Genomic DNA, 20,722 nt, shown 5'->3' on the forward strand with positions numbered 1-20,722 from the left:
GAACTAATGCGCATCTATACTGCCCGCTTGCTCCGGGGTGCCCTGCTGCATGTTGTTTGTATCAAACGAACATGCCGGGCTGAGATGTGGTGGAAGCCATAGACCCGCTGAACTTGATCCGGTTGATACCGGCGTAAGAAGAGCCCGTCCCCCTGCCTGGGGTTGCGGGCCCTGGATGTGTTCCGGGGCCGGCCGCTGTCGCCACAGCCGCCTCCTCCCCTCGCACCGCCAAGGCCCCACCCCTCGCCCGTCGCAGTGCCATCACCGGCAATGCCCAGGGACAGTCCCATTCTGACGCCGGTCCACGACCGACATCGTTTCGGCCCTCGTAGCACCCACCTGCCAACGAGAAAGCCACCGATGAACACCGTGACCGACCCCGGCCTGAACACCATCAAGGCCCTGAACTCCAGCCTGGAACTGACGCGCACACCCTTGCCCGGCTCCAGCAAGATCTTCATCGCCGGCGAGCGCCACCCCGAGCTGCGCGTGCCCATGCGCGCCATCAGCCTGACCAATGGCGAGGTGGTCAGCGTCTATGACACCTCCGGTCCCTACACCGATGTTTCAGCGGCTATCGACGTCAAGACCGGCCTGCCCGCCACTCGCGCCCCCTGGGTGGAAGCACGTGGCGACACCGAGGTCTACGAGGGCCGCCCCATCCAACTGATCGACGACGGCCTGCGCGAAGCCAGCCAGCAAGAGCAGCTGATGCAGATGAGCGCCGGTCTGCGCCGCCAGCCGCGCCGTGCGGTCCAGGGCGCCAACGTCACCCAGATGCACTACGCGCGCCGCGGCATCGTCACGCCCGAGATGGAATACATCGCCATCCGCGAGAACCAAAAGCTCGAGTGGATGCGCGAGTACCAGCAAGACGCCGAGCGCGAAGCGCGCCTGCGCGGCAACGCCTTTGGCGCCAGCATCCCCGAGCTGATCACGCCCGAGTTTGTGCGCGACGAGGTGGCGCGCGGCCGCGCGGTGATCCCCGCCAATATCAACCACAGCGAGCTGGAGCCGATGATCATCGGCCGCAACTTCCTGGTGAAGGTGAACGCCAATATCGGCAACTCGGCCGTCACCTCCTCCATCGAAGAAGAGGTGGAAAAACTGGTCTGGTCGACCCGCTGGGGCGCGGACACGGTGATGGACCTGTCCACCGGCCGCAACATCCACACCACCCGCGACTGGATCATCCGCAACAGCCCCGTGCCCATCGGCACCGTGCCGATATACCAAGCGCTGGAGAAGGTCGGCGGCGTGGCCGAAGACCTGACTTGGGCGCTGTTCCGCGACACCTTGATCGAGCAAGCCGAACAAGGCGTGGACTACTTCACCATCCACGCCGGCCTGCGCCTGCCCTTCATTCCGATGACGGTGAAGCGCCGCACCGGCATCGTCTCGCGCGGCGGATCCATCCTCGCCAAATGGTGCATCTCGCATCACAAAGAGAACTTCCTGTACACGCATTTCGAAGAGATCTGCGAAATCATGAAGGCCTATGACGTGACCTTCTCGCTGGGCGATGGCCTGCGCCCCGGCTCCTTGGCCGACGCCAATGACGAGGCGCAGTTCGCCGAGTTGCGAACGCTCGGCGAGCTGACCAAGATCGCCTGGAAGCATGAGGTGCAAACGCTGATCGAAGGCCCCGGCCATGTGCCCATGCACCTGATCCAAGCCAATATGACCGAGCAGCTCAAGCACTGCGACGAAGCGCCCTTCTACACGCTCGGCCCCTTGACCACCGACATCGCGCCCGGCTACGACCACATCACCAGCGGCATTGGTGCGGCCATGATCGGCTGGTTCGGCTGCGCCATGCTTTGCTACGTCACGCCCAAGGAACACCTGGGCTTGCCGAACCGCGACGACGTCAAGGCCGGGCTGATGGCCTACAAGATCGCCGCTCATGCGGCCGATGTGGCCAAGGGTCACCCGGGGGCGCGGACGCGTGACGACGCCTTGTCGAAAGCGCGCTTTGACTTCCGCTGGACCGACCAGTTCAACCTCGGCCTGGACCCCGAAACCGCGCGCGACTTCCACGACGAAACCCTGCCCAAGGACAGTGCCAAGGTGGCGCATTTCTGCTCCATGTGCGGGCCGAAGTTCTGCTCGATGAAGATCACACAGGATGTGCGTGAGTACAGCGAGGGCATGGCTCAGAAGAGTGCCGAGTTCAAGGCCCAGGGCGGCGAGATCTACATTCCGATCGCCGTGGACAGCAGCACCCAGGCTTGAAGCCCATGGCCACAATAGGAGTCGCCGGCGCCGGCCTGGTTGGCCGCCTGGCGGCCTGGGCCTTGAGCCGGGCCGGCCATTCGGTCGAAGTCTTCGACCCCGCACCCGACGCGCATCCCCGCTTCGACGGCCAGGGCGCGGCCGCCTTCACGGCCGCCGGCATGCTCAGCCCCCTGGCCGAGCTGGAGGCGGCCTCGCCCGAGATTGCAGCCCAGGGCTTTGCCTCGCTGCAGCTCTGGCCCGGCATTGCCGAGGCCTTGGGGGTCAGGTCTTGCCTGGCGCTGGAGGGCAGCCTATTGCTGGCGCATCGGCAAGACCTGGGTGCGGCCGAGCGGGTGCTGAGCCGGCTGCGCGCCAGCGGCTTGGCGCAGGCCCAGCCCTTGAGCGCGGCGCAGCTGGCGCAGCGGGAGCCCGCGCTGCTGCCGGGCCTGCAAGCCTGGTCGCTGGCGGGTGAGGGCTTGATCCATCCGGTCGAGCTGATGGCGGCCTTGCATGCAGGCGCTGATGCGAGCTGGCATTGGGTCCGCGCCGTTGATGCAGTTGAACCGGGCCAACTGCAACTCAGCAGCGGCGAGATTCGACGCTTTGACTGGGTGCTCGACGCACGCGGCCTCGGCGCCAAACCACAGCTGCCGCAATTGCGCGGGGTGCGCGGCGAGGTCATCACGCTGGATCTGCCCGGCCACGATTTGCGCCGGCCACTGCGCCTGCTGCACCCGCGGCACCGCATCTATCTGGTGCCGCGCAGCCACGATCAACTGGTGCTGGGTGCCAGCGAGATTGAAAGCGAAGACCGCAGCCCGGTCAGCCTCAAGACCGCGGTGGAGCTGATGGCGGCGGCGCACAGCGTGATGCCCTCATTGGCCGAGGCCCGCATCGCCCGGCTGGACCGCAATCTGCGCCCCGCCCTGCCCGACAACCATCCCCACTGCCACTGCGAGCCCGGCCTGCTGCGCCTGAACGGCCTGTACCGCCACGGCTGGCTGCTGGCGCCGGCTCTGCTTCAGCGCCTGCTGGCGCAAAGCGAGCTGGCCGATCTGAGCATCGAATGAAGAGGTCCCCATGAATACCGCACCATCCCCTTGCATCACGATTTTTCTGGACGACGAGCGCCTGCAACTGCCTGCGCCCAGCGCCATCAGCGACCTGCTCAGCCATTTGCAGCGCGCGCCCGAGAGCGTGGCCACGGCCTTGAACGGCCGCTTTGTGGCCCGTGAGGCGCGCGAACAAACACCCTTGAAGGACGGCGACCAAGTGCTGCTCTTCAAAGCCATTGTGGGAGGTTGAAGCACCATGACGAACACGCATGACAGCTGGAAGATCGGCGACATCACGCTGAACAGCCGCTTCCTGCTCGGCAGCGCCGGCTACCCCAGCCCACAGACGCTGGTGCACGCGATCAAGCTCTCGGGCACGCAGATTCTCACCGTCGGCCTCAAGCGAACGCTGCAGGCCGAGGGCGACAACGGCTTCGTCGCCCTGGCCCTGCAAGCTGCCCAGGCCCAAGGCGCGCACCTGCTGCCCAATACCGCCGGCTGCCGCAGCGCCCGCGAGGCGGTGCAGCTCGCCTGCATGGCGCGCGAGCTCTATGGGACGCCTTGGGTCAAGCTGGAGGTCATCGGTGACGAACACACCTTACAGCCCGAGCCCTTCGAGCTACTCAAAGCCGCTGAGGAACTGGCCAAGCTGGGCTTCACCGTGCTGCCCTATTGCACCGACGATCTGGTCTTGTGCCGCCGCCTGCTGGACGCCGGCTGCCCGGTGCTGATGCCCTGGGGCGCGCCGATCGGCTCCGGCCAAGGGCTCTTGAATCCCTATGCACTTCGAGTGCTGCGCGAGCGCTTGCCCGAGGCCACGCTGATCATTGACGCCGGCATTGGCGCGCCTTCACATGCGGCCCTGGCCATGGAGATGGGCTTTGATGCGGTGCTGCTGAACTCGGCGGTGTCGCAAGCCACCGACCCGGTCAGCATGGCCGAAGCCTTCCGCGATGCGATTCGCGCCGGCCGAAAGGCCTACCGTGCAGGCTTGATGTCAGCACAGGACTTCGCCGTGCCCTCCACCCCGGTGAGCGGCCATGCCTTCTTGCTTGGGGATGCGCCATGACGTGGACGCAAGACCCGGCCCCGCCCATTGTCTGGTCGATAGCTGGCAATGACAGCGGCGGTGGCGCCGGGCTCTCGGCCGACGCGCGCATGGCCGCCGCCTTCGGCGTCCATCTATGCCCGGTGGTGTCCACGCTGACGGCGCAGAACTCGCAAGGCGTGCAAAGCCTGTGGCCCGTCCCCATTGAGCAACTGCGCGCCCAGCTGCAAGCACTCGCCAGCGATTTGCGGCCTTGCGCCATCAAGACCGGCTTGCTGGGCTCGGCTGCGCAGATCGAACTGCTCTGCGAAGTGGTGGATCAGCTGCGGCGAGTCGGGCCGGTCGCCCTGTTCGTCGACCCGGTGCTCAGCGCCAGCGCCGGCGGCGCCGACTTTGGCCACGAGGCCCTGCTGCGCGCCTACCGCGAGCAGCTGCTGCCGCGCGCCGATCTGATCACGCCGAATCGGCGCGAGGCCGAGCGATTGCTGGGCCTGGCCACGGGCACGGGCGAGTCGCAAGCGATGGCGGCGGCGCTGCAAGCACTGGGCGCCGCCAGCATCTGCATCACCGGCGGCGATGAGCTGCCCGCCGCACACGAGCTGGCCATAGACTGGCTCGACAGCCCGCTGGCCAGCGGCTACTTGGCACTGCCACGCCTGCCCTCCACCCACCACCACGGCACCGGCTGCAGCTTCACCAGCGCCGCCGCTGCGGCCAGCGCGCGCGGCTTCGCCATGCCCGATGCGGTGCTGCTGGCCAAGATGGCCACCTGGTGCGCGGTACGTGACGGTTATGCTGCCGGTGCCGGGGCCGGCCCGGTTCGAGCCTTGGGCGACTTTGTCACCGAGCCACGCGCCATGCCGGTGATGAGCTTCGGCGCCGAAGCGCTGGACGCCAGCACCTTGGCACGCTGGACCGAAGTCTTGCAGAGGGAGCCCAGAGCGCAAACACCGCTGGGCCTGTACGCCATCACCGAACGCGTCGAACGTGTGGCCGAACTGGCCGCGGCGGGCCTGCCCCAGATCCAGCTGCGCATCAAACGTGAGCAGGTGCGTGACGAACAAGCACTGCGCGCTGCCATCGAGGCTGCGGTGCAAGCAGTGGCCGGCTGCCCAACTCGCTTGTGGATCAATGACCATTGGCAAATCGCCCTGACGGCGGAGGCCCAAGCCCTGCATCTAGGGCAGGAAGATTGGGCCGCATTGAGCCCCAACGAGCGCAAGACCTTGCTGGCCAGCGGCGCCCTACTCGGCCTGTCCAGCCACAGCCTGTGGGAGCTGGCGCGGGCACGCGGCCTGGCGCCGCACTACATCGCCTGCGGCCCGGTCTGGCCCACCACCACCAAGAGCATGCCCTGGCAGGCCCAAGGCATGGACAACCTGGCCTGGTGGGTACACATGGCCGGCTGCCCGGTGGTGGCGATTGGCGGCATCCTGACGCCCGAGCAGGTGCAGGCCTGCGCCGAACAGGGCGCTGCCGCGGTCTGCCTGGTCCGAGCGCTGGAGCAGGAGCCCAAGCAGCTACCGCTGTTCCAGGCGGCGTTCGAACAGGGTCTCAACAGGCCTGTCGAAGGAGCGATACAGCCTCCTCATCCTGCGCTGATTTAAAACGTCAGCACAAAGCAAGCCCCGCCGCTGACCGGCTTGACGTAGCGCACGCTGCCGCCCATGCCGTGGACCAGATTGCGCACCACGGCCAAGCCAATGCCCTGGCCGCCGGCGGCCTTGTCTTGCAGCGATGAAGGCTTGGTGCTGACGAAGGGCAGGAAGATGTCGTTCTCCATGCCGGCCGGCACGCCAGGGCCGTTGTCGCGCACCTCCAGGCTCAAGCGCCCGCCGCGCACCAGTCGAGCCCGCACCAACAAGTTGGGCTGGGCCTGATCGGCGCAGGCCTGGGCGGCGTTCTTGATCAGGTTCAGCAGCGCCTGTTCGAGCTGGCCGGCATCGGCCATCAGGCTCAGGCTCGGTGAGTCGAGTTCGAATTGCGCCTCGCCGCCGCGCGCACGCCAGTCGGCCGCCACCAATTGCTCCAGCCGGGCGAACAGTTCACTCAGCAAGACCGGCTCGATCTTCGGCTCCGGCAATTCGCTGACGCGCCGGTAATTGCCGACGAAGCGCGCCAGCGCATCGGCGCGGCGTGCGATCGTGTCCATCGCCAGGGTCAGGTCTTGCCGCTGCTCGGCCGGCACCTCGGCCTCGGCCAACAGCTCCAGCGCGGTGCGCGACAACGAGGAGATCGGCGTCAGCGAGTTCATGATTTCATGCGTCAGCACATGCACCAACTGCCGCCAGGCCTTCAGCGTTTCGGCCTCCAGCTCCGACTCAATCGGCATCAGCGCCAACAGCCGCACCGACTGCTGCTGCAAGACCAATTCGCGGCTGGCCAAGAGGCAGCGTTCAATGCCGCGTTCGCTCTCATAGCTGAACAGGCTGTGCTGGCCCGAGCCATCGCCCGCGGCGGGCGCCTGCGCGGCGATGCGCGCCAGCAGATCGGCGCGGTCACGCGCGCCGCCCGGGGCCAACAAGCGCCGGGCGGCATTGTTGAGGGCCTGCACGGCCCCCTGGCCCTGCAGTTGCCACAGGGCCACCGGCGCATGCTCCAGCCGAGACTCCAGCTCCAACATCTGCTGTCGCGCCAATTGATCGACGCCGGTCTGAAAGCTCGGCCCCGGCTGCGCCTCGACCGCAATCTGCGCCTGCACCCGCCGCCCCCATCGCCAGGCCATCACAAAACCAGCCATTGCCGGCAGCAAAGCCAGCACCGCCAGCCGCGGCGATTCATGCTGCCAACCGGCCACGCCGGCGCCGCCCGCCATCAAAGCCAGGCCCAGCAAGGCCAGCCAGGGCCGCAGACGCGGTCTAGAGTCCATATTTTTCCAGCCGCCGATACAGCGCCGCCCGGCTCAGGCCGAGTAGGCGCGCGGCTTGGCTGATATTGCCCTGGGCCGCCTGCATGGCCTCCTCCAGCGCGGCGCGCTCACGCTCGCTGAGCGGCATCAAAGCAGGGTTCGATTCGGTCGCCGCTGCAGCAACCGGCGCCTGTGAAACCGCGTGCGCCTGCGCTGAAACAGGGCTGGTTGATGGCCCTTGCAACGAAAAGTCCGCCAACTCGAACTGATCGCCCTGAGCCAGGATCACGGCGCGTTCACAGGCATGGCGCAGTGCCCGCACATTGCCGTGCCAGTCATGCCGCATCAGCCCGTCCAGGGTTTGCGGCCCCAGCGGGCGCACGGCCTTGTCGTACTGCGCCGCGTAATGGGCCAGGTAATGCTGGGCCAGCAAGGGGATGTCGTCGCGCCGCTCGCGCAGTGGCGGCACGCGCAACACGATGGTGTTGAGGCGGTACAGCAGGTCGGGGCGGAAGCGCTGCGCATCGAAGAGCGCCTGCTCATCCAAATTCGTCGCGCTGACGATGCGCACATCAATCGGCACGGCTGCATCGGCCCCCAGCGGCGTGACCTCGCGGCGTTCCAACACGGTCAGCAACTTGGCCTGGGCCGCCAGCGGCATATTGGCCACTTCATCCAAGAACAGCGTGCCGCCCTGCGCAGCCTGAAAGCGCCCCAGGCGCTCGCTGCGCGCGTCGGTGAAGCTGCCGCGCTTGTGGCCGAAGAGCTCACTCTCCAAGGTGCTGTCGCTCAAGGCCCCAAGGTCCACCGACAAAAAGGTCTGGCCGGCTCGTTTGGACAAGGCATGGATCTCACGCGCCACCAGTTCCTTGCCGGAGCCCATCTCGCCCAGCACCAGCACATTGGCCTCGGTCGGCGCCACGCTGCGGATCAGCGAGCGCAGCTCATGCATCACGCGCGACTCGCCCAGCAGCGCCGAAGCGGCCGAGTCATGAGGCTTGGGCGCCGTCTTGCGGCTGGCCAAGGCCGCCGCCACCGTGGCCAGCAGCTTGTCGTTGTTCCAAGGTTTCGTGATGAAGTCAAAGGCGCCGGCCTTCAGCGAGGCCACCGCCAGGTTCACTTCGGCATAGGCGGTCATCACGATCACCGCCGGCGGCTGCGCGCGCTGCATCACCTCGCGTAGCACCGCCTGACCCTGCGCACCGTCGATGCGGCCGGGCAGGAAGTTCATGTCCAGCAGCAGCAATTCGACCGGCTCGGCGTCCAGCGCCGCGCCCAAATCATCGGGCTGCTGCAAGAGGCGCACCGGGCCAAAACGGCGCTGCAAGAGCAACTTGGCCGCGATGCCCACATCGGGGTCGTCGTCAAGAATCAGGATGGACATGGGCGACACCATAGCAGCCCCCGACCGGAATTTGCCCGGCAAAGCCGCCCGCGGCGCACACAAAAGTCCAACTGTCCGATTCCGGACAGTGGGCCTGGCGCCAAGCTGTCCGGTATCGGACAGTATCGGGAGAAAAGCGCTTTTGACGGCGGCTCAGCCCTTGGCTCGGCGCTTGGCACGGCTCTTGCGCTAGTGAGGGCATGAACGCGAATCTGCATCGATTGCCCCCCGTCTCCGGCGCCGCCATGGACCGGGCCATTCCCAAGAACAAATATGCCAAGCCGCTGCGCTGGGCCGGCGGCGTGCTGGCCACCCTGGTGCTGGGCGGCTTGCTCTACACCAGCGTGCCGCGCGGACTCAGCGTGCCGCTGAGCGAGCTGAGCCTGGCCACCGTCGGCGAAGGCGAATTCCGCGACGAGCTGGTGCTGCGCGCCCAGGTCGTGCCGGCGCACCAGGTCTTGCTGGACGCGACCGAGAGCGGCCGCGTCGACGCCGTGCTGGTGCGCGACGGCGACATGCTGAAGGAAGGCGCTCTGCTCTACCGCTTGTCGAACCCGCAACGCGAACAAGAGGTGCTGCAGCGCTCCTCGGAAGTCGCGCAGCAGCAGGCCAACCTGGCCATGCAGCGCACCGCGCTGGCGAATGCCCAGGCGATGCAGCGCCGCGATGTCAGCAATCTGCAGCATGAGCTGACCAAGGCCGAGAACGATCTGGCACGCCAGCAAGGCTTGGCGGCACAAGGCTTTGTGTCGAACTCGGTGCTGGAAGATGCCAAGCTCAAGCGCGAGCAACAACAGCGCTTGCTGGCCCAAGCGCGCGAAGACGGCAGCGCCGAGCTGCGCACCCGCGAGCAGGCCGTCGCCGAGATGGAGCGCGCCGTCAAGGGCTTGAGCGAAGGCTTGGCGGTGGTGCGCAAGGCCGCCAGTGGCCTGTCGGCCCGCGCCCCGCGCGATGGCCAGCTGAGCGGCTTCACGCTGCAGGTGGGCAGCTCGGTCAAGCCGGGCGACCGGCTTGGCCGCATCGATGACATCAATGGCTTCAAGCTCAGCGGCAATGTCGATGAGTTCTACCTCAGCCGCGTGCAGACCGGCCTGAAGGCCAGCCTGGAGGCCGGCGGCAAGACCTGGCCCCTGACGGTGTCGCAGCGCCTGCCGCAGGTGAAAGACGGCCGCTTTGGCGTCGAGCTGGAATTTGCCAAGGACATGCCGCCGGCCCTGCAAGCCGGCCAGAGCCTGGACGCCCGCATCGTGCTGGGCCAGCCCAGCCGCGCCAAGCTCTTGGCCGACGGCCCCTTCTACGCCGACAGCGGCGGCGCCTGGGTCTATGTGCTGAACGCCGACGGCAGCAAGGCCGAGCGCCGCAATGTGCGCCTGGGCCGCCGCGCCGCCGGCCAGATCGAAGTGTTGGAAGGCCTGGCACCGAACGAGCGCGTGATCGTCTCCAAGGTGCGCCAGTTCGGCGAAGCCAAAACCCTGAATCTCAAGTCCTGACCCTCTCATCCAGAACCCAATTTCCGAGGAGTGAACCCATCATGATCAAGCTGAAAAACCTGAGCAAGCTGCACCGCAATAGCGAAGTCGAAACCACCGCGCTGAACTGCATCGACCTGGAGATCGAGGCCGGCGAGTACCTGGCCATCACCGGCCCCTCGGGCTGCGGCAAATCCAGCCTCTTGAGCATCCTGGGCCTGCTGGATGCGCCCAGCAGCGGCGAATACTGGTTCGACGGCCAGAACGTCACCGGCTGGAACGAGCGCCAACTGAGCAAGCTGCGCCGCGGCCGCATCGGCTTTGTGTTCCAGAGCTTCAACCTGATCGACGACCTGAGTGTGCGCGAGAACATCGAGTTAGCACTCGAGTACGGCGATGTGCCGGTGGCCGAGCACGCCGGCCGCGTTGACGAAGCCATGCACCGCCTGGGCATCACCCACCGCGCCAACCACCGCCCCTCGCAGCTCTCGGGCGGCCAGCAGCAGCGCGTGGCGATCGCCCGCGCCATCGTCTCGCGCCCAGCCCTCTTGCTGGCCGACGAGCCAACCGGCAACCTCGACAGCGCCCAGGGCGACGAGGTGATGCGCATCCTGCGTGAGCTGAATGCCGAGGGCACGACCTTGGTGATGGTGACTCATTCGCCGGCTCATGCGGCCCAGGCGAGCCGCTGTTTGAGATTGCTCGATGGCCGCATTCTGGTCGACGCCCTGGCCGCTTGATTGCGGGAGATCAAACCCATGAAACTCAAAGACCTGCGCGTCAGCTGGCGCCAATTGCTGGCCGAACCGGCCTACTCCCTGGTGGTGATCTTGGGCCTGGCCATCGCCATCGCCGCCACCTACCTGATTGCCCTGCTGCTGAACAACCGCTGGCTGCCGGACCCGGCCGTGCCGGCGCCCGAGCGCGTCGCGCGTATGGAGTTCAAGGGCAATATCCCCGGCCGCAATGACGACTGGTTCACGAACAGTCCCTTTGTGTTTGCCAATGCCTTGCGCGAGGCCAAGGCCCCCATCACGCAGGCGGCCCGCTTGCTCGACAGTGAGCAGAGCCTGCGCGTCGGTGAGCGACTCAGCAAAACCCAAGTGCTGTTCAGCGACGCCGACTTGGCGCCCATGTTTGGCCTGAAGGCCCTCAAGGGCGATCTGCAAGCTGCACTCAGCAAGCCCGACACGATTGCGCTGACCACGGCCGCCGCAGAGCGCGTGTTCGGCGCCGGCCAAGAGGCCGTGGGTCAGCGCGTGCGCATGAACAGCCAGGACATGACGGTGGTGGCGGTATTGCCGCGGCAGGCCGCCAACAGCGAGTTGCAGTTCGACGCCCTGGCCAGCTTTGATTCGCCCGCCTCGGGGGCTGCCGTGCAGGGCATCGACAAGGCCTGGTACATGGTTGCCGGCCGCGTCTTTGTGCGCCTGGCCGATGGCGCCAATGCCGCACAGCTGACCCAGCTGATGCAAGACATTTTTGACCGCAGCCCCGGCACCAAAGAAGTGCCGCCGGAGTGGAGCGCCGGGGGCCGCAAATCGGCCTTTGTGCGCGCCGTGCCGCTGAGCCGCCTGCCGTTTGACGGCGCCGACAGCAGCAGCCGTTTGATGCTGTATGCCGCCCTCGGCTCGGCCGCCGCCATGATGCTGGGCCTGGCTGCCATCAACTATGTGAACCTGAGCAGTGTGCGCACCTTGCGCCGCCAGCGCGAGATCGCGGTGCGCAAGAGCCTGGGCGCCAGCCCGACTCGTTTGGCCGCGCAATTTGTGGCCGAGTCCAGCCTGGTGGCCTTGCTGGCCGGCGCGGTCGGCTTGCTGCTGGCTTGGTTGCTTGCGCCGGCCTTGGCCGATCTGCTCGATGTGCAGTTCGCAGCCAAGTTGTTCGCCCCGGCCCAGTTACTGAGCTTGTTGCTGGGCTGCCTGGCGCTCGGTGCCATGACCGGCTTGTACCCGGCCCGGGTGGCGCTGGGCGTGCATTGCGCCCCGGCCTTGCAGGGCCGCAAGCAAAGCGAAGGCGCGCGCGGCCGCACGCTGCGCCGCGCCATGACAGTGTTCCAATTCTGCGCCGCGCTGACGCTGTCGGGCGCTGCCGTGATCGTGGTCTGGCAGAGTGACTATGTGGGCAAGTTGGACCTGGGTTTCAAGACCGGCGGGCTCTTGGCCCTGGATCTGCCGCAAGACATCAAGCCGGAACAGGTCGACGGGCTCTACGAAACACTGAAGAGCCACCCCGCCGTGCAAGGCTTGAGCTGGAGCGACGATGTGCCGGGCCGCAATCCGATCGGACAGATCGATACCTTGGCCAATGGCGACACCAAGGCCGGCGCGCGCAGCGCCCGCTACGACCTGGGCTTCTTCTCGGTCTACCAGATCCCGATGCTGGCCGGCAGCCTGGAAGGCATCGTCTTGCCCGACAAGACCGAGCCCGGCGTCGACCGGCCGTTGGCCATCGACGAAACCGCCGTCAAAGCCTTCGGTTTTGCCTCGGCGCAAGAAGCCATCGGCAAGCAGCTGATGGCGGGCCCGGACGGCTTCCGCATCAAGGCTGTGTTTGGCGCGATCAAGCAGGAGTCGGCCCGCAATATCTCGCAGCCGCAGGTGTTCCGCTTGTCCAAGAAGGTACGCAGCGTGTTGACGCTGAAGGGCCCCGACATGGCCGCGCTGCGCGCCGCCGCGGCCGAAGCCTGGCCCCGCTATCTGCCGGACACGGTGATCGAGATGAACGGTGTCGATGAACAACTGGCCCAGCGCTACCGCATGGATCGCAATGTCGGTCGCCTGATCGCCGCCACCAGCCTGATCGCACTCTTGCTGGCCGCCTTCGGTGTCTACGCACTGGCCGCCTACACGGTGCGCCGCAGCCAGTTGGAGATCGTCATCCGCAAGCTGCATGGCGCCGACCATCGCCACATCGCCGGTCTGCTGGTGAAGGAGTTCGCGCCCTTGCTGGGCCTGGCCGCCGTCATCAGCCTGCCCTTGATCTGGTGGATTGGCCAGCAATACCTGGCCGGCTTTGTCGAGCGCGCACCGATGGGCGGCTGGCCGTTGCTGCTCGCCTTGATGCTCACCCTCTTGATGAGCGGCCTGGCCGGCTTGCGCCATGGCTTGGCGGCGATGGCGATGCGGCCGATCTTGGCGCTGCGCGACGGGGGCTGAGCCGATGCGACTGCTCGACCTGCGTGTTGCGGCCCGCCAGCTGCGTGCTGAGCCGCTCAATGCCGCCGTGCTGATCGTCGGCCTGGCCTTGGCACTGGCGGCCTGCTATTTGCTGGCCGTGCTGCTGAGCGAGCGCCTGCGCCCGGACCCAGCACTGCAAGATCCGGAACGCATCGTGCTGATCGACTTCCACGGCAATATGCCGGGTCGGCAAGAAGATTGGTTCCTGGGCGCGCCCTTTGTGTTCAAACAAGCACTGCAAGACGCGCAGGCGCCGCTGCAACTGATCACCCGTGTGTCGGATGACAAGCCAAGCCTGCGCGTTGGCAGCCGCAAACTGCGCGCCGGTGTGACGGCGGCCGACGCCAGCGCGGCAGCGCTTTTCAATCTGCGCGCCGTGCAAGGCGATCTGCAAGACGCGCTCAGCCACCCCGACACCATCGCCTTGACCGAGCCTTTGGCGCAGCGGCTGTTTGGCAGCGACGTGGCGTTGGGGCGCAGCGTCGATATCGGAGAGCACCGTCTGCGGGTGGCCGCCGTGCTGCCCGAGCCCAGTTCGCGCAGTCTGCTGCGCACCGAAGCTTGGATCAGCTTTGACTCGCCGGCCGCAGGCTTGGACGAGGAGACTCGCAGCGCCTGGTTCCAGATCAATGGCCAGGTGTTCGCCCGCCTGGCCCCGGGGGCCAACACCGAGCAAATTGGCGCGCTGGCCCAAGCCTTGCTCGACCAAAGCCCGGTGATCAAACAGCTGCCGCCCGACTGGACGGCGGGCGGGCGCAAGGCCGCTTTCATGCGCGCCCTGCCCGTGCCGCAAATGCCTTTTGAAGGACTCGCCGGCCACCAACGGCTGCAAATGCTGGGCGCGCTGGGCGGCGTGGCGGTCTTGCTGCTCAGCCTGGCGCTGCTGAATCACGTCAATCTCAGCAGCGTGCGCACCTTGCAGCGCCAGCGCGAGATTGCGGTGCGCAAGGCGCTGGGCATCAGCCCGGCGCGCCTGCTGCTGCAGTTTGCGGTGGAGGCGCAGCTGCTCATCGCGCTGGCCGCAGGCCTGGCCCTGCTGCTGGCCTGGCTGCTGCTGCCTTGGGCCAGCCAAGCCCTGCAAGTGCCGCAACCCGACAGCTTGTTGCAGGCGCAGCCGCTGGCCGGCCTGCTGCTGGCTTGCGGCCTGCTCTCGTTCTTGGTGTGCCTCTACCCGGCTCGACTGGCTTGGCGCATGCACGCCGCCACCGCACTGCAGGGGCGGCAAGCCAGCGAGAGTCCAGGCGGCCGCTGGTTACGCCGCGCTTTGACGGGACTGCAATTCGCCATCGCCTTGTTCGTGGTGAGCGCGGCCCTGATCCTGAGCGCGCAAAACCAGCATGTACTGAGCCGTGAGCTCGGCTTCCAGCCCGAGGGCGTGATCACGCTGCGCTTGCCCAATCAGGCCAGCAGCCAGCAAGCCGAAGACCTTCATCAAGCGCTGCGGCAACGACCCGAGGTCGCTGCTCTGGCCTGGAGCGACAGCGTGCCGGGCAATGCTTTCATGGACCGTAACGCCCAGTTCAGCCGTGGCGACCAGCAGGCCAAGCTGCGCTTCAACGAAGTGGACTCGGACTTTTTCAAGCTCTACCGCATCCCGGTCCTGGCCGGGCAAGTCGAGGGCCAAGGGCAAGACAGCTTGGTGCTGGATGAGGCAGCCACCAAGGCCTTGGGCTGGGGCTCGCCGGAACAAGCCTTGGGCCAGTCACTCAGCACGATGATGACCGGCTTGAACCAGAGCAACTCCACTTGGCGGGTGGTGGCCGTGGTCGCCAATCAGCGCTTGGAGAGCACCCGCGAGGCCGACCGTCCGCACGCCTTCTACCTGCAGAGCCGAGCACAGGCCCTCAGCGGCACTCGCCCCTTCCGGGTGCTGAACTTGCGCATGAACGCGTCCGGCGACCCCAGCAAGACCTTGGCCCCGCTTTGGGAGCGCTATATCCCCGGCGAGCCCTTGGTGTGGGAATCGGCCGAGCAGGTCTTGATGGCGGCCTACAAGTCGGATCTGCGCATGGCCCAGCTGGTCAGCGCTTGCGGCCTGCTGGCCTTGCTGCTGGCCGGCTTCGGTGTCTATGCCCTGGCGGCCTTCTTGGTCCAGCGCCATGCCAAAGAGATCGTGCTTCGCAAGCTCCACGGCGCGTCTCCGCTGCAGGCGATGAAGAGCTTGTTCCGGGAATTTGCTGCACTGCTGCTGGGGGCGGCGCTGCTGGCCTTGCCGCTGTCCGCCGTCTTGGGAGAGCGTTATCTGGCGCAGTTTGCAGACCGAGTCAGCCTAGCCGGCTGGCCGCAGTCTTGGGCTTTGGCTGGGCTGGTGTTGGTGACTTTGCTGGCCAGCCTGCGTCACGGCTGGGCGGCGCTGTCCATGCGGCCGATCTTGGCCTTGCGAGGCTGATCAAGTCCTGCCACAACAGCCAAGGTTCAGTCACGCAAATCGGGTCCAATAGCGGGCCATGAACTTGCGATGGACCATGAGACTCTTGACGCTGCGCCCCTGTGTGGCCGCGCTGGCTTGCCTGCTGAGCGGGGTGGCGCCCGCCCATGCTGGACGGCCACTGAATACCGACGATGCCAGCGTCGCCGATGCCGGCACTTGCCAAATTGAAAGCTGGCTGGAACTGCAGCCGCGCACGCCAGGCCCGCGGCAGCCGCAGGGCGTGGTGTTCGCGCCAGCCTGCGGCGTGGCGCCTGGCTGGGAGCTGGAGGCCAGCTATGGTCGGCAACGCCAGTCCGAGGACCCAACCAGTTCGCAGAACGGCTTTGGCATCAAGCTCGCGCCGACCCATTGGCGCCTCAGCACCCAGCTGGGTGAGCTGAGCGCAGGGCTGCGTTTTTCAAGCAGCTATGAGCAAGCGCCACCGCGGCACTGGCGACAAACGCAGTACAGCCTGATGGCGCTGGCCAGCCTGTCGCTCAACTCGGACTGGGCCCTGCATGCCAACTTGGGCCTAGTTCGCCAGCCAGACCATGGCAGCACGGCCCGCCTCATGAACCTGGCCGGCGTGTGGAGCCCGAGTGCCCTCGGCCTGCTGTTCATTGAGCTACAAGCCAATGACCAACACGCCAGCCTGGGAGCCAATAGCTTCGCCTTGGGCGGCCGCTATTGGCTGAAAAAAGACCAGCTTGGCTTGGACCTGAGCGCCAGCCGCGAAGACCGCAGCGGAAGCCGTGTGCTTTGGACCTTAGGGCTGGGTTGGTATGGCCTAGGATTCTAGGAGCGGGCTGACCACAGCCCCATGCCAAAAGCCCAGACGCTCAAACTCAGGGCAGCTGAGGCAGCGCCCGGCCGGCAAACAATGCGGCCGCCAAGGCCTCTTCGCGCTCGCGCACCGTTTGCAGAAACTCCTTGGCTCCGTTCATGGCCTTGAAGGTGTCAAAGCCGCGCTCAAGAAAACTCTGCAGTTCGCTCATGCCGGCGGCCGTGGCCGGCCCACGCATCATGCGCAGCGCCTGACGCAGCAGCGGCTTGCGCGTCAGCGTTTCAAGCGAGGCGCCCACCGCCAGCGTCAGGTCGATTTGCTGTTGCCGCTGCTCTGGCGCGCCACAGGTTCGCCAGGCAGCTTGATAGGCAGCGGCCAGCACATGATCAGTGCCCAGCTCTTGCGCCATATGGGTATCGAGCCGCTCGGAGATGGCATGCAAGGCCGCCAGCTTGGCGACGGTCGCCACCACCTCGGCAGGAAACAGCCGCACCAGCGCCGGCACCACACGAGCAAATTGAGCGTCGCGGCGCGAGAAGTCGCCCGGCCCATAGAGATCGCGCAAGAAAAAGGTGGTCGCCGCCTCATAGCGCGGAGAACACAGCAGGTCGGCGTAGCTGTGGGCAAAGCGCCGCTGCTGGTAATGCTTGAGTGCCTGCACGCGCGCCTCCAGCCCGGGCTCAGCAAGGCGCAACTGGCGCTGCGCATCCACCTCGTGCAGCTGTTGCAGGATTTCGTCTTCAATCGGGCGCGTCATGGCGAGTGGGCAAAAACAGCGAATAGGCCACCATTGTGGCCTTGCTACTCCTGCCCTGATGGATTTGGCTGAAAGCGAAGCCTCGGCCCCGCTCGAAAACATCAGTCCGGCACCACCTGGTCCACCTGCACCAGCGCGAGTTGCCCGGCACTGTTTTTCCTGACGCTGTAGACGATGAACGAGCCCGTGCTCAAGTCGCCGCGAGCATCCCAGTTCACTCCGGTCTTAGCGCCTTCATAGTCCCAGTCCATGCCTGGATTTTTCAAGGCCAAGCCAAACTGGCCTGGGGTGATCTTCAGGGGCGTGGCCGTGTCGGGCCGAGACACAGGTCGCAACCACTTGGCCACAGACGCTTTGTCGGTGCTGCCCCCTGCCTGGGCCGCCAGCGAGAACAGATAGATCGCGTCATAGCCGGAGGGGCTGATGCCCACATCCGGCGGCGTGCCATAGGCTTGTGTAAACAAGTCTGCAAAGGCGAGGTATTCGGGTCGCTTGGGATTGTTGTCTGCACCCATGATGGTCATGCCCTCGACCACCGATGCATCCGCTGTGGTGACAAACTGCGAGGTGCTGAGCGAACTTGCCGCGTACATCGAAGGTCGAGGTTTCGCCACACCCGAGGCAATGTCTTTGCTCAGTCCGACCGCCTCAGCGGACTGCGCGGCGATGTAGATCGCATCCGGCCTGCCGCCACTCATGGCCTTGCTGACGACAGCCGCGAAGTCCGAGGTCTTGCCCGCCTTGAACGAAGAACTCGCCAACACCACCCCGCCCCGGGCAACAAAAGACTTGCTGAAATTGTCGCGAGCCGACACACCAAAACTATCGTCGGAGTGAATGATGGCAACCGTTGCCTTGCCATCGCGTCGAGCAATCTGAGCGGCCACACCCCCGGAAAATGAATTGGAAACGATCAGTCGATAGAAAACGCTAGGCGTTCCCCGATCCATGGTGTCGAGATCGGTGGTACTCGGACCGGTGGCGATCACGGGCACCCCCGTCTTGATGATGGTCGGCGCCAGCAGCAGAGCCTCAGCACTGGTCAAGGGGCCGATGACGCCAAAGCAACCCGCATTCACCAAGTCCAGATACTCGCCAATTTGCGCCTCACTGCCCTCGGTGGTGCCCGCCTTGGTATCGCGGACCATATAGCCCAAAGTTTTGCCGTTCACGCCCCCGGCGGCGTTGATCTCTGCGACCGCTTGCCGGATGTAACGTTCGCGCGAGTCGTAGTTGGCAGAGGAGGTGCCCGTAAAAGGGTAGAGCACGCCAATCATCAACTCGCCTTGAATGCCCGGCCGCATGCTGCCCACCGGCCCTTCGGCCTGCGCGCTGCTGCCTTCAACTCCACCCCCGCCGCCCCCACCGCAGGCGCTCAACAAGGCCGCACTGATCAAACCGAGGCCGACGATGCTGCGCACAGAAAACATGGATGTACTCATGATGCTCAGTTCCAACGATAGCGATAGCTCAGCAAAACGCTGCGGCCATTACCTGGAAAGTCAACGCTGCCATAGCCCACCTCGGAATAGCTGGCATTGAGCAGATTGTCCAAGCGCATTTGCACCTCATGAGCGGCCCATGTTTTTGTCCAGACCAGGTTCATCCGGGTGCTAGGTGCCAAGGAATAAGGCGTCAAGAAATTTGCAAACGCATTGCTGAAAGTGGCGTGGCGCCGCGAGGCGTAGAGCACTTCGGTCGCCCACTGTCCTAGATTCGCCGTATGCCAGCGCCACTCCGCTCGAACTGAGTGTTCGGGAAATCGCTCCGGCGGACGAACCAATTCGCCCACCAAGGGAACCGGATCGCGCTCGGTCAAATTCAGACCGGTCCAAGCGAGGCCCAAACGATGTGCGCCCTCTTCATAACGAATATCCAACTCGGCACCCTGACCCGAGAAGCGACCACGATTGACGGGTTGGTAGTTGAGCCCGGTTTGCTGCAATTCAATTTTGTCCTTGACCTCCAACTGATACACATTGGCGCTGAGATGAAGCTTGGGGCTAGGTCGCCAGTTGAGCTGAAACTCGGTGTTACGCGCCGTCTCAGCGCGCAGTGAGTCGTTGCCGACGACATCACCGCTATACAAGGGCTGCGCCATCAAATCAAACACGCTGGGCGCCTTGTATGAAGTGCTCCAGATCAGTTTGGCATTGAGTTCCCGGCTTTGCTCAAACACGGCTGCAGCCCGCCAGTTTTGATTGCTGCCAAAACGACTGTGCTCATCTTGTCGCCAGTTGGCGCTCAGCCCCAGACGATCGGTGACCTGCCACAGGTATTGAGCGAAAACGCCGGTGTTGGACAGGCGCAAGGCAGTACTGGGCTTGCCCTGCAGGCTGGTACTCCCATTCGATGCAACCCGGGTCACTTGCATGCTTTGCTGACGATCAACGGTGCGATCCAGGCCCACATTGAAGCTGTGGTCTGGATTGGGCGCCCAATTGATGTTCAAGCCCAAGTCATTAGCCACGGAGGAGAAATCCCTCTGAGGGTAGTTGGTGCTGGAGTTGATGGAGAGTCGCTCTTCGGGGCCGGGCGCCGACTTGCTGGCATTCCAGCGAAACTTGGCCTGCCATTGCGGGCTGATGTCCCAAAACGACTGCCACCCCGCCTGCGCGCGGTATTGTGAATAGCGATTGCTCGGGCTGAGTGTGCCGAAATCCAAAAACTGAGCCACGCTGTCAATGCGCGAGTAGTTGATCTCCAACTGGTTTTGCAGCACGCCCGTTTCCAAGCTAGCGCGCGCCAGCAAGGACAGCGGGCGTTGCCAGGCTTCGCTGGACTCCTGATCACGCATGCTGGGCTGAGCGCCCAGGATGGGTGAACTCTTGGGGATGCGCAGGTCATTGAGCTGATAGCGTTCCGCTTGCACCGCAAACAACAAGCCCAGGCTGCCATTGCCGCCCGCCACGCTGAAGTCCAGGCCGTTCGCTTTGCCGCCGTAGGCGCGGGCCCGCAAGCTTGCGTCGTTAGCACCGACGTAATGCTTGCGCGTGACCACATTCACCGTCGCAAGAAAAGCGTCGGCGCCGTATAGGGCCGAGGTCGGGCCTCGCACGACTTCAATGCGGTCGATGGTGCTCATGGGCATCAAAGCCGCACTGAGAAAATTGGCCGCATCGGGCCGAAAGGCTTGTGGCTGGCCGTCGATCATCAGCTTGATCTGACGATTCCAGGCTCGCTGGCCGCCGAACAAGCCTCGCACGCCAACATCCTGAAACCCTTGCGCATCGACCCGGTACAAGCCCGGAACGCGGGCCAAAGCATCGGCGACCGAGCGATCACCCCAGGCCTCGATCTCCTCGCGGCCAATCACTGAAACAATCGCAGGCGCACGGGACTGCGCCACCGCCACAAAGCTGGCGGCCGCCACCTTGACCTCGGCCAGTTGCTCCAAGGACAAGCCAAAAATGGCGCTCTCCTTCTCATCGCTGGCTTGTGCAAAAGCCGCTGCAACGCAGCAATTCAGGGCAGCAAGTGCCAACCATGGGGCGACGCCGACGGCCCGTCGATCAGAAGCTCGTCTCTTCATCTTGACCCATCCTTGCTCATCATGAAGAAAGCGGCCAAG

The 20,722-nt window shown here is 65.4% G+C and carries 15 protein-coding genes and 1 riboswitch; of the genes, 10 read left to right on the top strand and 5 right to left on the bottom strand.

All coding sequences use genetic code 11. The annotated features are described in order from the left end of the window. The first annotated feature begins 23 nt into the window (after nucleotides 1-23). Nucleotides 24-157: riboswitch (TPP riboswitch) on the top strand. Between the two features lie 203 nt (nucleotides 158-360). Genes thiC through WG899_RS00095 form a run of 5 tightly spaced genes read left to right on the top strand, consistent with a single transcriptional unit; the run spans nucleotide 361 to nucleotide 5,927 of the window. After that, entirely contained in the window at nucleotides 361-2,235 is a 1,875-nt protein-coding gene (gene thiC, locus WG899_RS00075; RefSeq protein WP_339593579.1) for a phosphomethylpyrimidine synthase ThiC, read from the top strand. Between the two features lie 5 nt (nucleotides 2,236-2,240). Further along, nucleotides 2,241-3,287, top strand: a complete 1,047-nt coding sequence (locus WG899_RS00080; protein ID WP_339593580.1) for an FAD-dependent oxidoreductase — start codon at nucleotides 2,241-2,243, stop codon at nucleotides 3,285-3,287. A gap of 10 nt (nucleotides 3,288-3,297) precedes the next feature. Next, nucleotides 3,298-3,522, top strand: a complete 225-nt coding sequence (gene thiS / locus WG899_RS00085) for a sulfur carrier protein ThiS (protein WP_339593581.1) — start codon at nucleotides 3,298-3,300, stop codon at nucleotides 3,520-3,522. Between the two features lie 6 nt (nucleotides 3,523-3,528). Beyond that, on the top strand, nucleotides 3,529-4,341 hold the full coding sequence (locus tag WG899_RS00090; protein WP_339593582.1) for a thiazole synthase: 813 nt from the start codon (nucleotides 3,529-3,531) through the stop codon (nucleotides 4,339-4,341). Further along, entirely contained in the window at nucleotides 4,338-5,927 is a 1,590-nt protein-coding gene (locus tag WG899_RS00095; protein WP_339593583.1) for a bifunctional hydroxymethylpyrimidine kinase/phosphomethylpyrimidine kinase, read from the top strand. The genes WG899_RS00090 and WG899_RS00095 overlap by 4 nt, the downstream gene beginning before the upstream one ends. Here WG899_RS00095 and WG899_RS00100 read toward each other — a convergent pair. Together WG899_RS00100 and WG899_RS00105 are read right to left on the bottom strand one after the other, a co-directional pair. Then, nucleotides 5,924-7,189, bottom strand: coding sequence for a sensor histidine kinase (locus tag WG899_RS00100; RefSeq protein WP_339593584.1), 1,266 nt, complete (start codon nucleotides 7,187-7,189; stop codon nucleotides 5,924-5,926). The two genes, WG899_RS00095 and WG899_RS00100, sit on opposite strands and share 4 nt — an antisense overlap. Then, on the bottom strand, nucleotides 7,179-8,552 hold the full coding sequence (locus WG899_RS00105) for a sigma-54-dependent transcriptional regulator (RefSeq protein WP_339593585.1): 1,374 nt from the start codon (nucleotides 8,550-8,552) through the stop codon (nucleotides 7,179-7,181). Before WG899_RS00105 ends, WG899_RS00100 begins: the two co-directional genes overlap by 11 nt. Nucleotides 8,553-8,752: 200 nt before the next feature. On the opposite strand from WG899_RS00105, the gene WG899_RS00110 reads away from it, so the two are divergent. From WG899_RS00110 to WG899_RS00130, 5 genes are all read left to right on the top strand, one after another. Continuing rightward, the gene (locus WG899_RS00110; RefSeq protein ID WP_339593586.1) at nucleotides 8,753-10,042 is read left to right on the top strand and encodes an efflux RND transporter periplasmic adaptor subunit; all 1,290 of its coding nucleotides are present in this window, start codon (nucleotides 8,753-8,755) and stop codon (nucleotides 10,040-10,042) included. Between the two features lie 41 nt (nucleotides 10,043-10,083). Next, the gene (locus WG899_RS00115; RefSeq protein ID WP_339593587.1) at nucleotides 10,084-10,761 is read left to right on the top strand and encodes an ABC transporter ATP-binding protein; all 678 of its coding nucleotides are present in this window, start codon (nucleotides 10,084-10,086) and stop codon (nucleotides 10,759-10,761) included. A gap of 18 nt (nucleotides 10,762-10,779) precedes the next feature. Further along, on the top strand, nucleotides 10,780-13,179 hold the full coding sequence (locus WG899_RS00120; protein WP_339593588.1) for an FtsX-like permease family protein: 2,400 nt from the start codon (nucleotides 10,780-10,782) through the stop codon (nucleotides 13,177-13,179). Nucleotides 13,180-13,183: 4 nt separating this feature from the next. Beyond that, entirely contained in the window at nucleotides 13,184-15,589 is a 2,406-nt protein-coding gene (locus WG899_RS00125; protein WP_339593589.1) for an FtsX-like permease family protein, read from the top strand. A 76-nt stretch (nucleotides 15,590-15,665) separates the two neighbouring features. Continuing rightward, on the top strand, nucleotides 15,666-16,409 hold the full coding sequence (locus WG899_RS00130; protein WP_339593590.1) for a PA4824 family protein: 744 nt from the start codon (nucleotides 15,666-15,668) through the stop codon (nucleotides 16,407-16,409). 46 nt (nucleotides 16,410-16,455) lie between these two features. On the opposite strand, the gene WG899_RS00135 is transcribed toward WG899_RS00130, so the two are convergent. The 3 genes from WG899_RS00135 to WG899_RS00145 form a co-directional block, all read right to left on the bottom strand. Further along, entirely contained in the window at nucleotides 16,456-17,151 is a 696-nt protein-coding gene (locus tag WG899_RS00135; RefSeq protein ID WP_339593591.1) for a DUF8198 family protein, read from the bottom strand. Nucleotides 17,152-17,252: 101 nt separating this feature from the next. Beyond that, nucleotides 17,253-18,593, bottom strand: coding sequence for a branched-chain amino acid ABC transporter substrate-binding protein (locus tag WG899_RS00140; protein ID WP_339593592.1), 1,341 nt, complete (start codon nucleotides 18,591-18,593; stop codon nucleotides 17,253-17,255). A gap of 5 nt (nucleotides 18,594-18,598) precedes the next feature. Continuing rightward, nucleotides 18,599-20,683, bottom strand: a complete 2,085-nt coding sequence (locus tag WG899_RS00145) for a TonB-dependent receptor plug domain-containing protein (RefSeq protein ID WP_339593593.1) — start codon at nucleotides 20,681-20,683, stop codon at nucleotides 18,599-18,601. Nucleotides 20,684-20,722 lie beyond the last annotated feature (39 nt).

Origin of the sequence: Paucibacter hankyongi (assembly GCF_037482915.1) — a bacterium.
Taxonomy (GTDB): Bacteria; Pseudomonadota; Gammaproteobacteria; order Burkholderiales; family Burkholderiaceae_C; genus Paucibacter_A; species Paucibacter_A hankyongi.

Coding starts and splice junctions, on each gene's coding strand:
- WG899_RS00140 (WP_339593592.1), bottom strand. CDS start 18,593: ATGAGTACATCCATGTTTTCTGTGCGCAGCATCGTCGGCCTCGGTTTG.
- WG899_RS00090 (WP_339593582.1), top strand. CDS start 3,529: ATGACGAACACGCATGACAGCTGGAAGATCGGCGACATCACGCTGAAC.
- WG899_RS00135 (WP_339593591.1), bottom strand. CDS start 17,151: ATGACGCGCCCGATTGAAGACGAAATCCTGCAACAGCTGCACGAGGTG.
- WG899_RS00100 (WP_339593584.1), bottom strand. CDS start 7,189: ATGGACTCTAGACCGCGTCTGCGGCCCTGGCTGGCCTTGCTGGGCCTG.
- WG899_RS00130 (WP_339593590.1), top strand. CDS start 15,666: ATGAGACTCTTGACGCTGCGCCCCTGTGTGGCCGCGCTGGCTTGCCTG.
- WG899_RS00145 (WP_339593593.1), bottom strand. CDS start 20,683: ATGAAGAGACGAGCTTCTGATCGACGGGCCGTCGGCGTCGCCCCATGG.
- WG899_RS00115 (WP_339593587.1), top strand. CDS start 10,084: ATGATCAAGCTGAAAAACCTGAGCAAGCTGCACCGCAATAGCGAAGTC.
- WG899_RS00105 (WP_339593585.1), bottom strand. CDS start 8,552: ATGTCCATCCTGATTCTTGACGACGACCCCGATGTGGGCATCGCGGCC.
- WG899_RS00125 (WP_339593589.1), top strand. CDS start 13,184: ATGCGACTGCTCGACCTGCGTGTTGCGGCCCGCCAGCTGCGTGCTGAG.
- thiS (WP_339593581.1), top strand. CDS start 3,298: ATGAATACCGCACCATCCCCTTGCATCACGATTTTTCTGGACGACGAG.
- WG899_RS00120 (WP_339593588.1), top strand. CDS start 10,780: ATGAAACTCAAAGACCTGCGCGTCAGCTGGCGCCAATTGCTGGCCGAA.
- WG899_RS00095 (WP_339593583.1), top strand. CDS start 4,338: ATGACGTGGACGCAAGACCCGGCCCCGCCCATTGTCTGGTCGATAGCT.
- WG899_RS00080 (WP_339593580.1), top strand. CDS start 2,241: ATGGCCACAATAGGAGTCGCCGGCGCCGGCCTGGTTGGCCGCCTGGCG.
- WG899_RS00110 (WP_339593586.1), top strand. CDS start 8,753: ATGAACGCGAATCTGCATCGATTGCCCCCCGTCTCCGGCGCCGCCATG.
- thiC (WP_339593579.1), top strand. CDS start 361: ATGAACACCGTGACCGACCCCGGCCTGAACACCATCAAGGCCCTGAAC.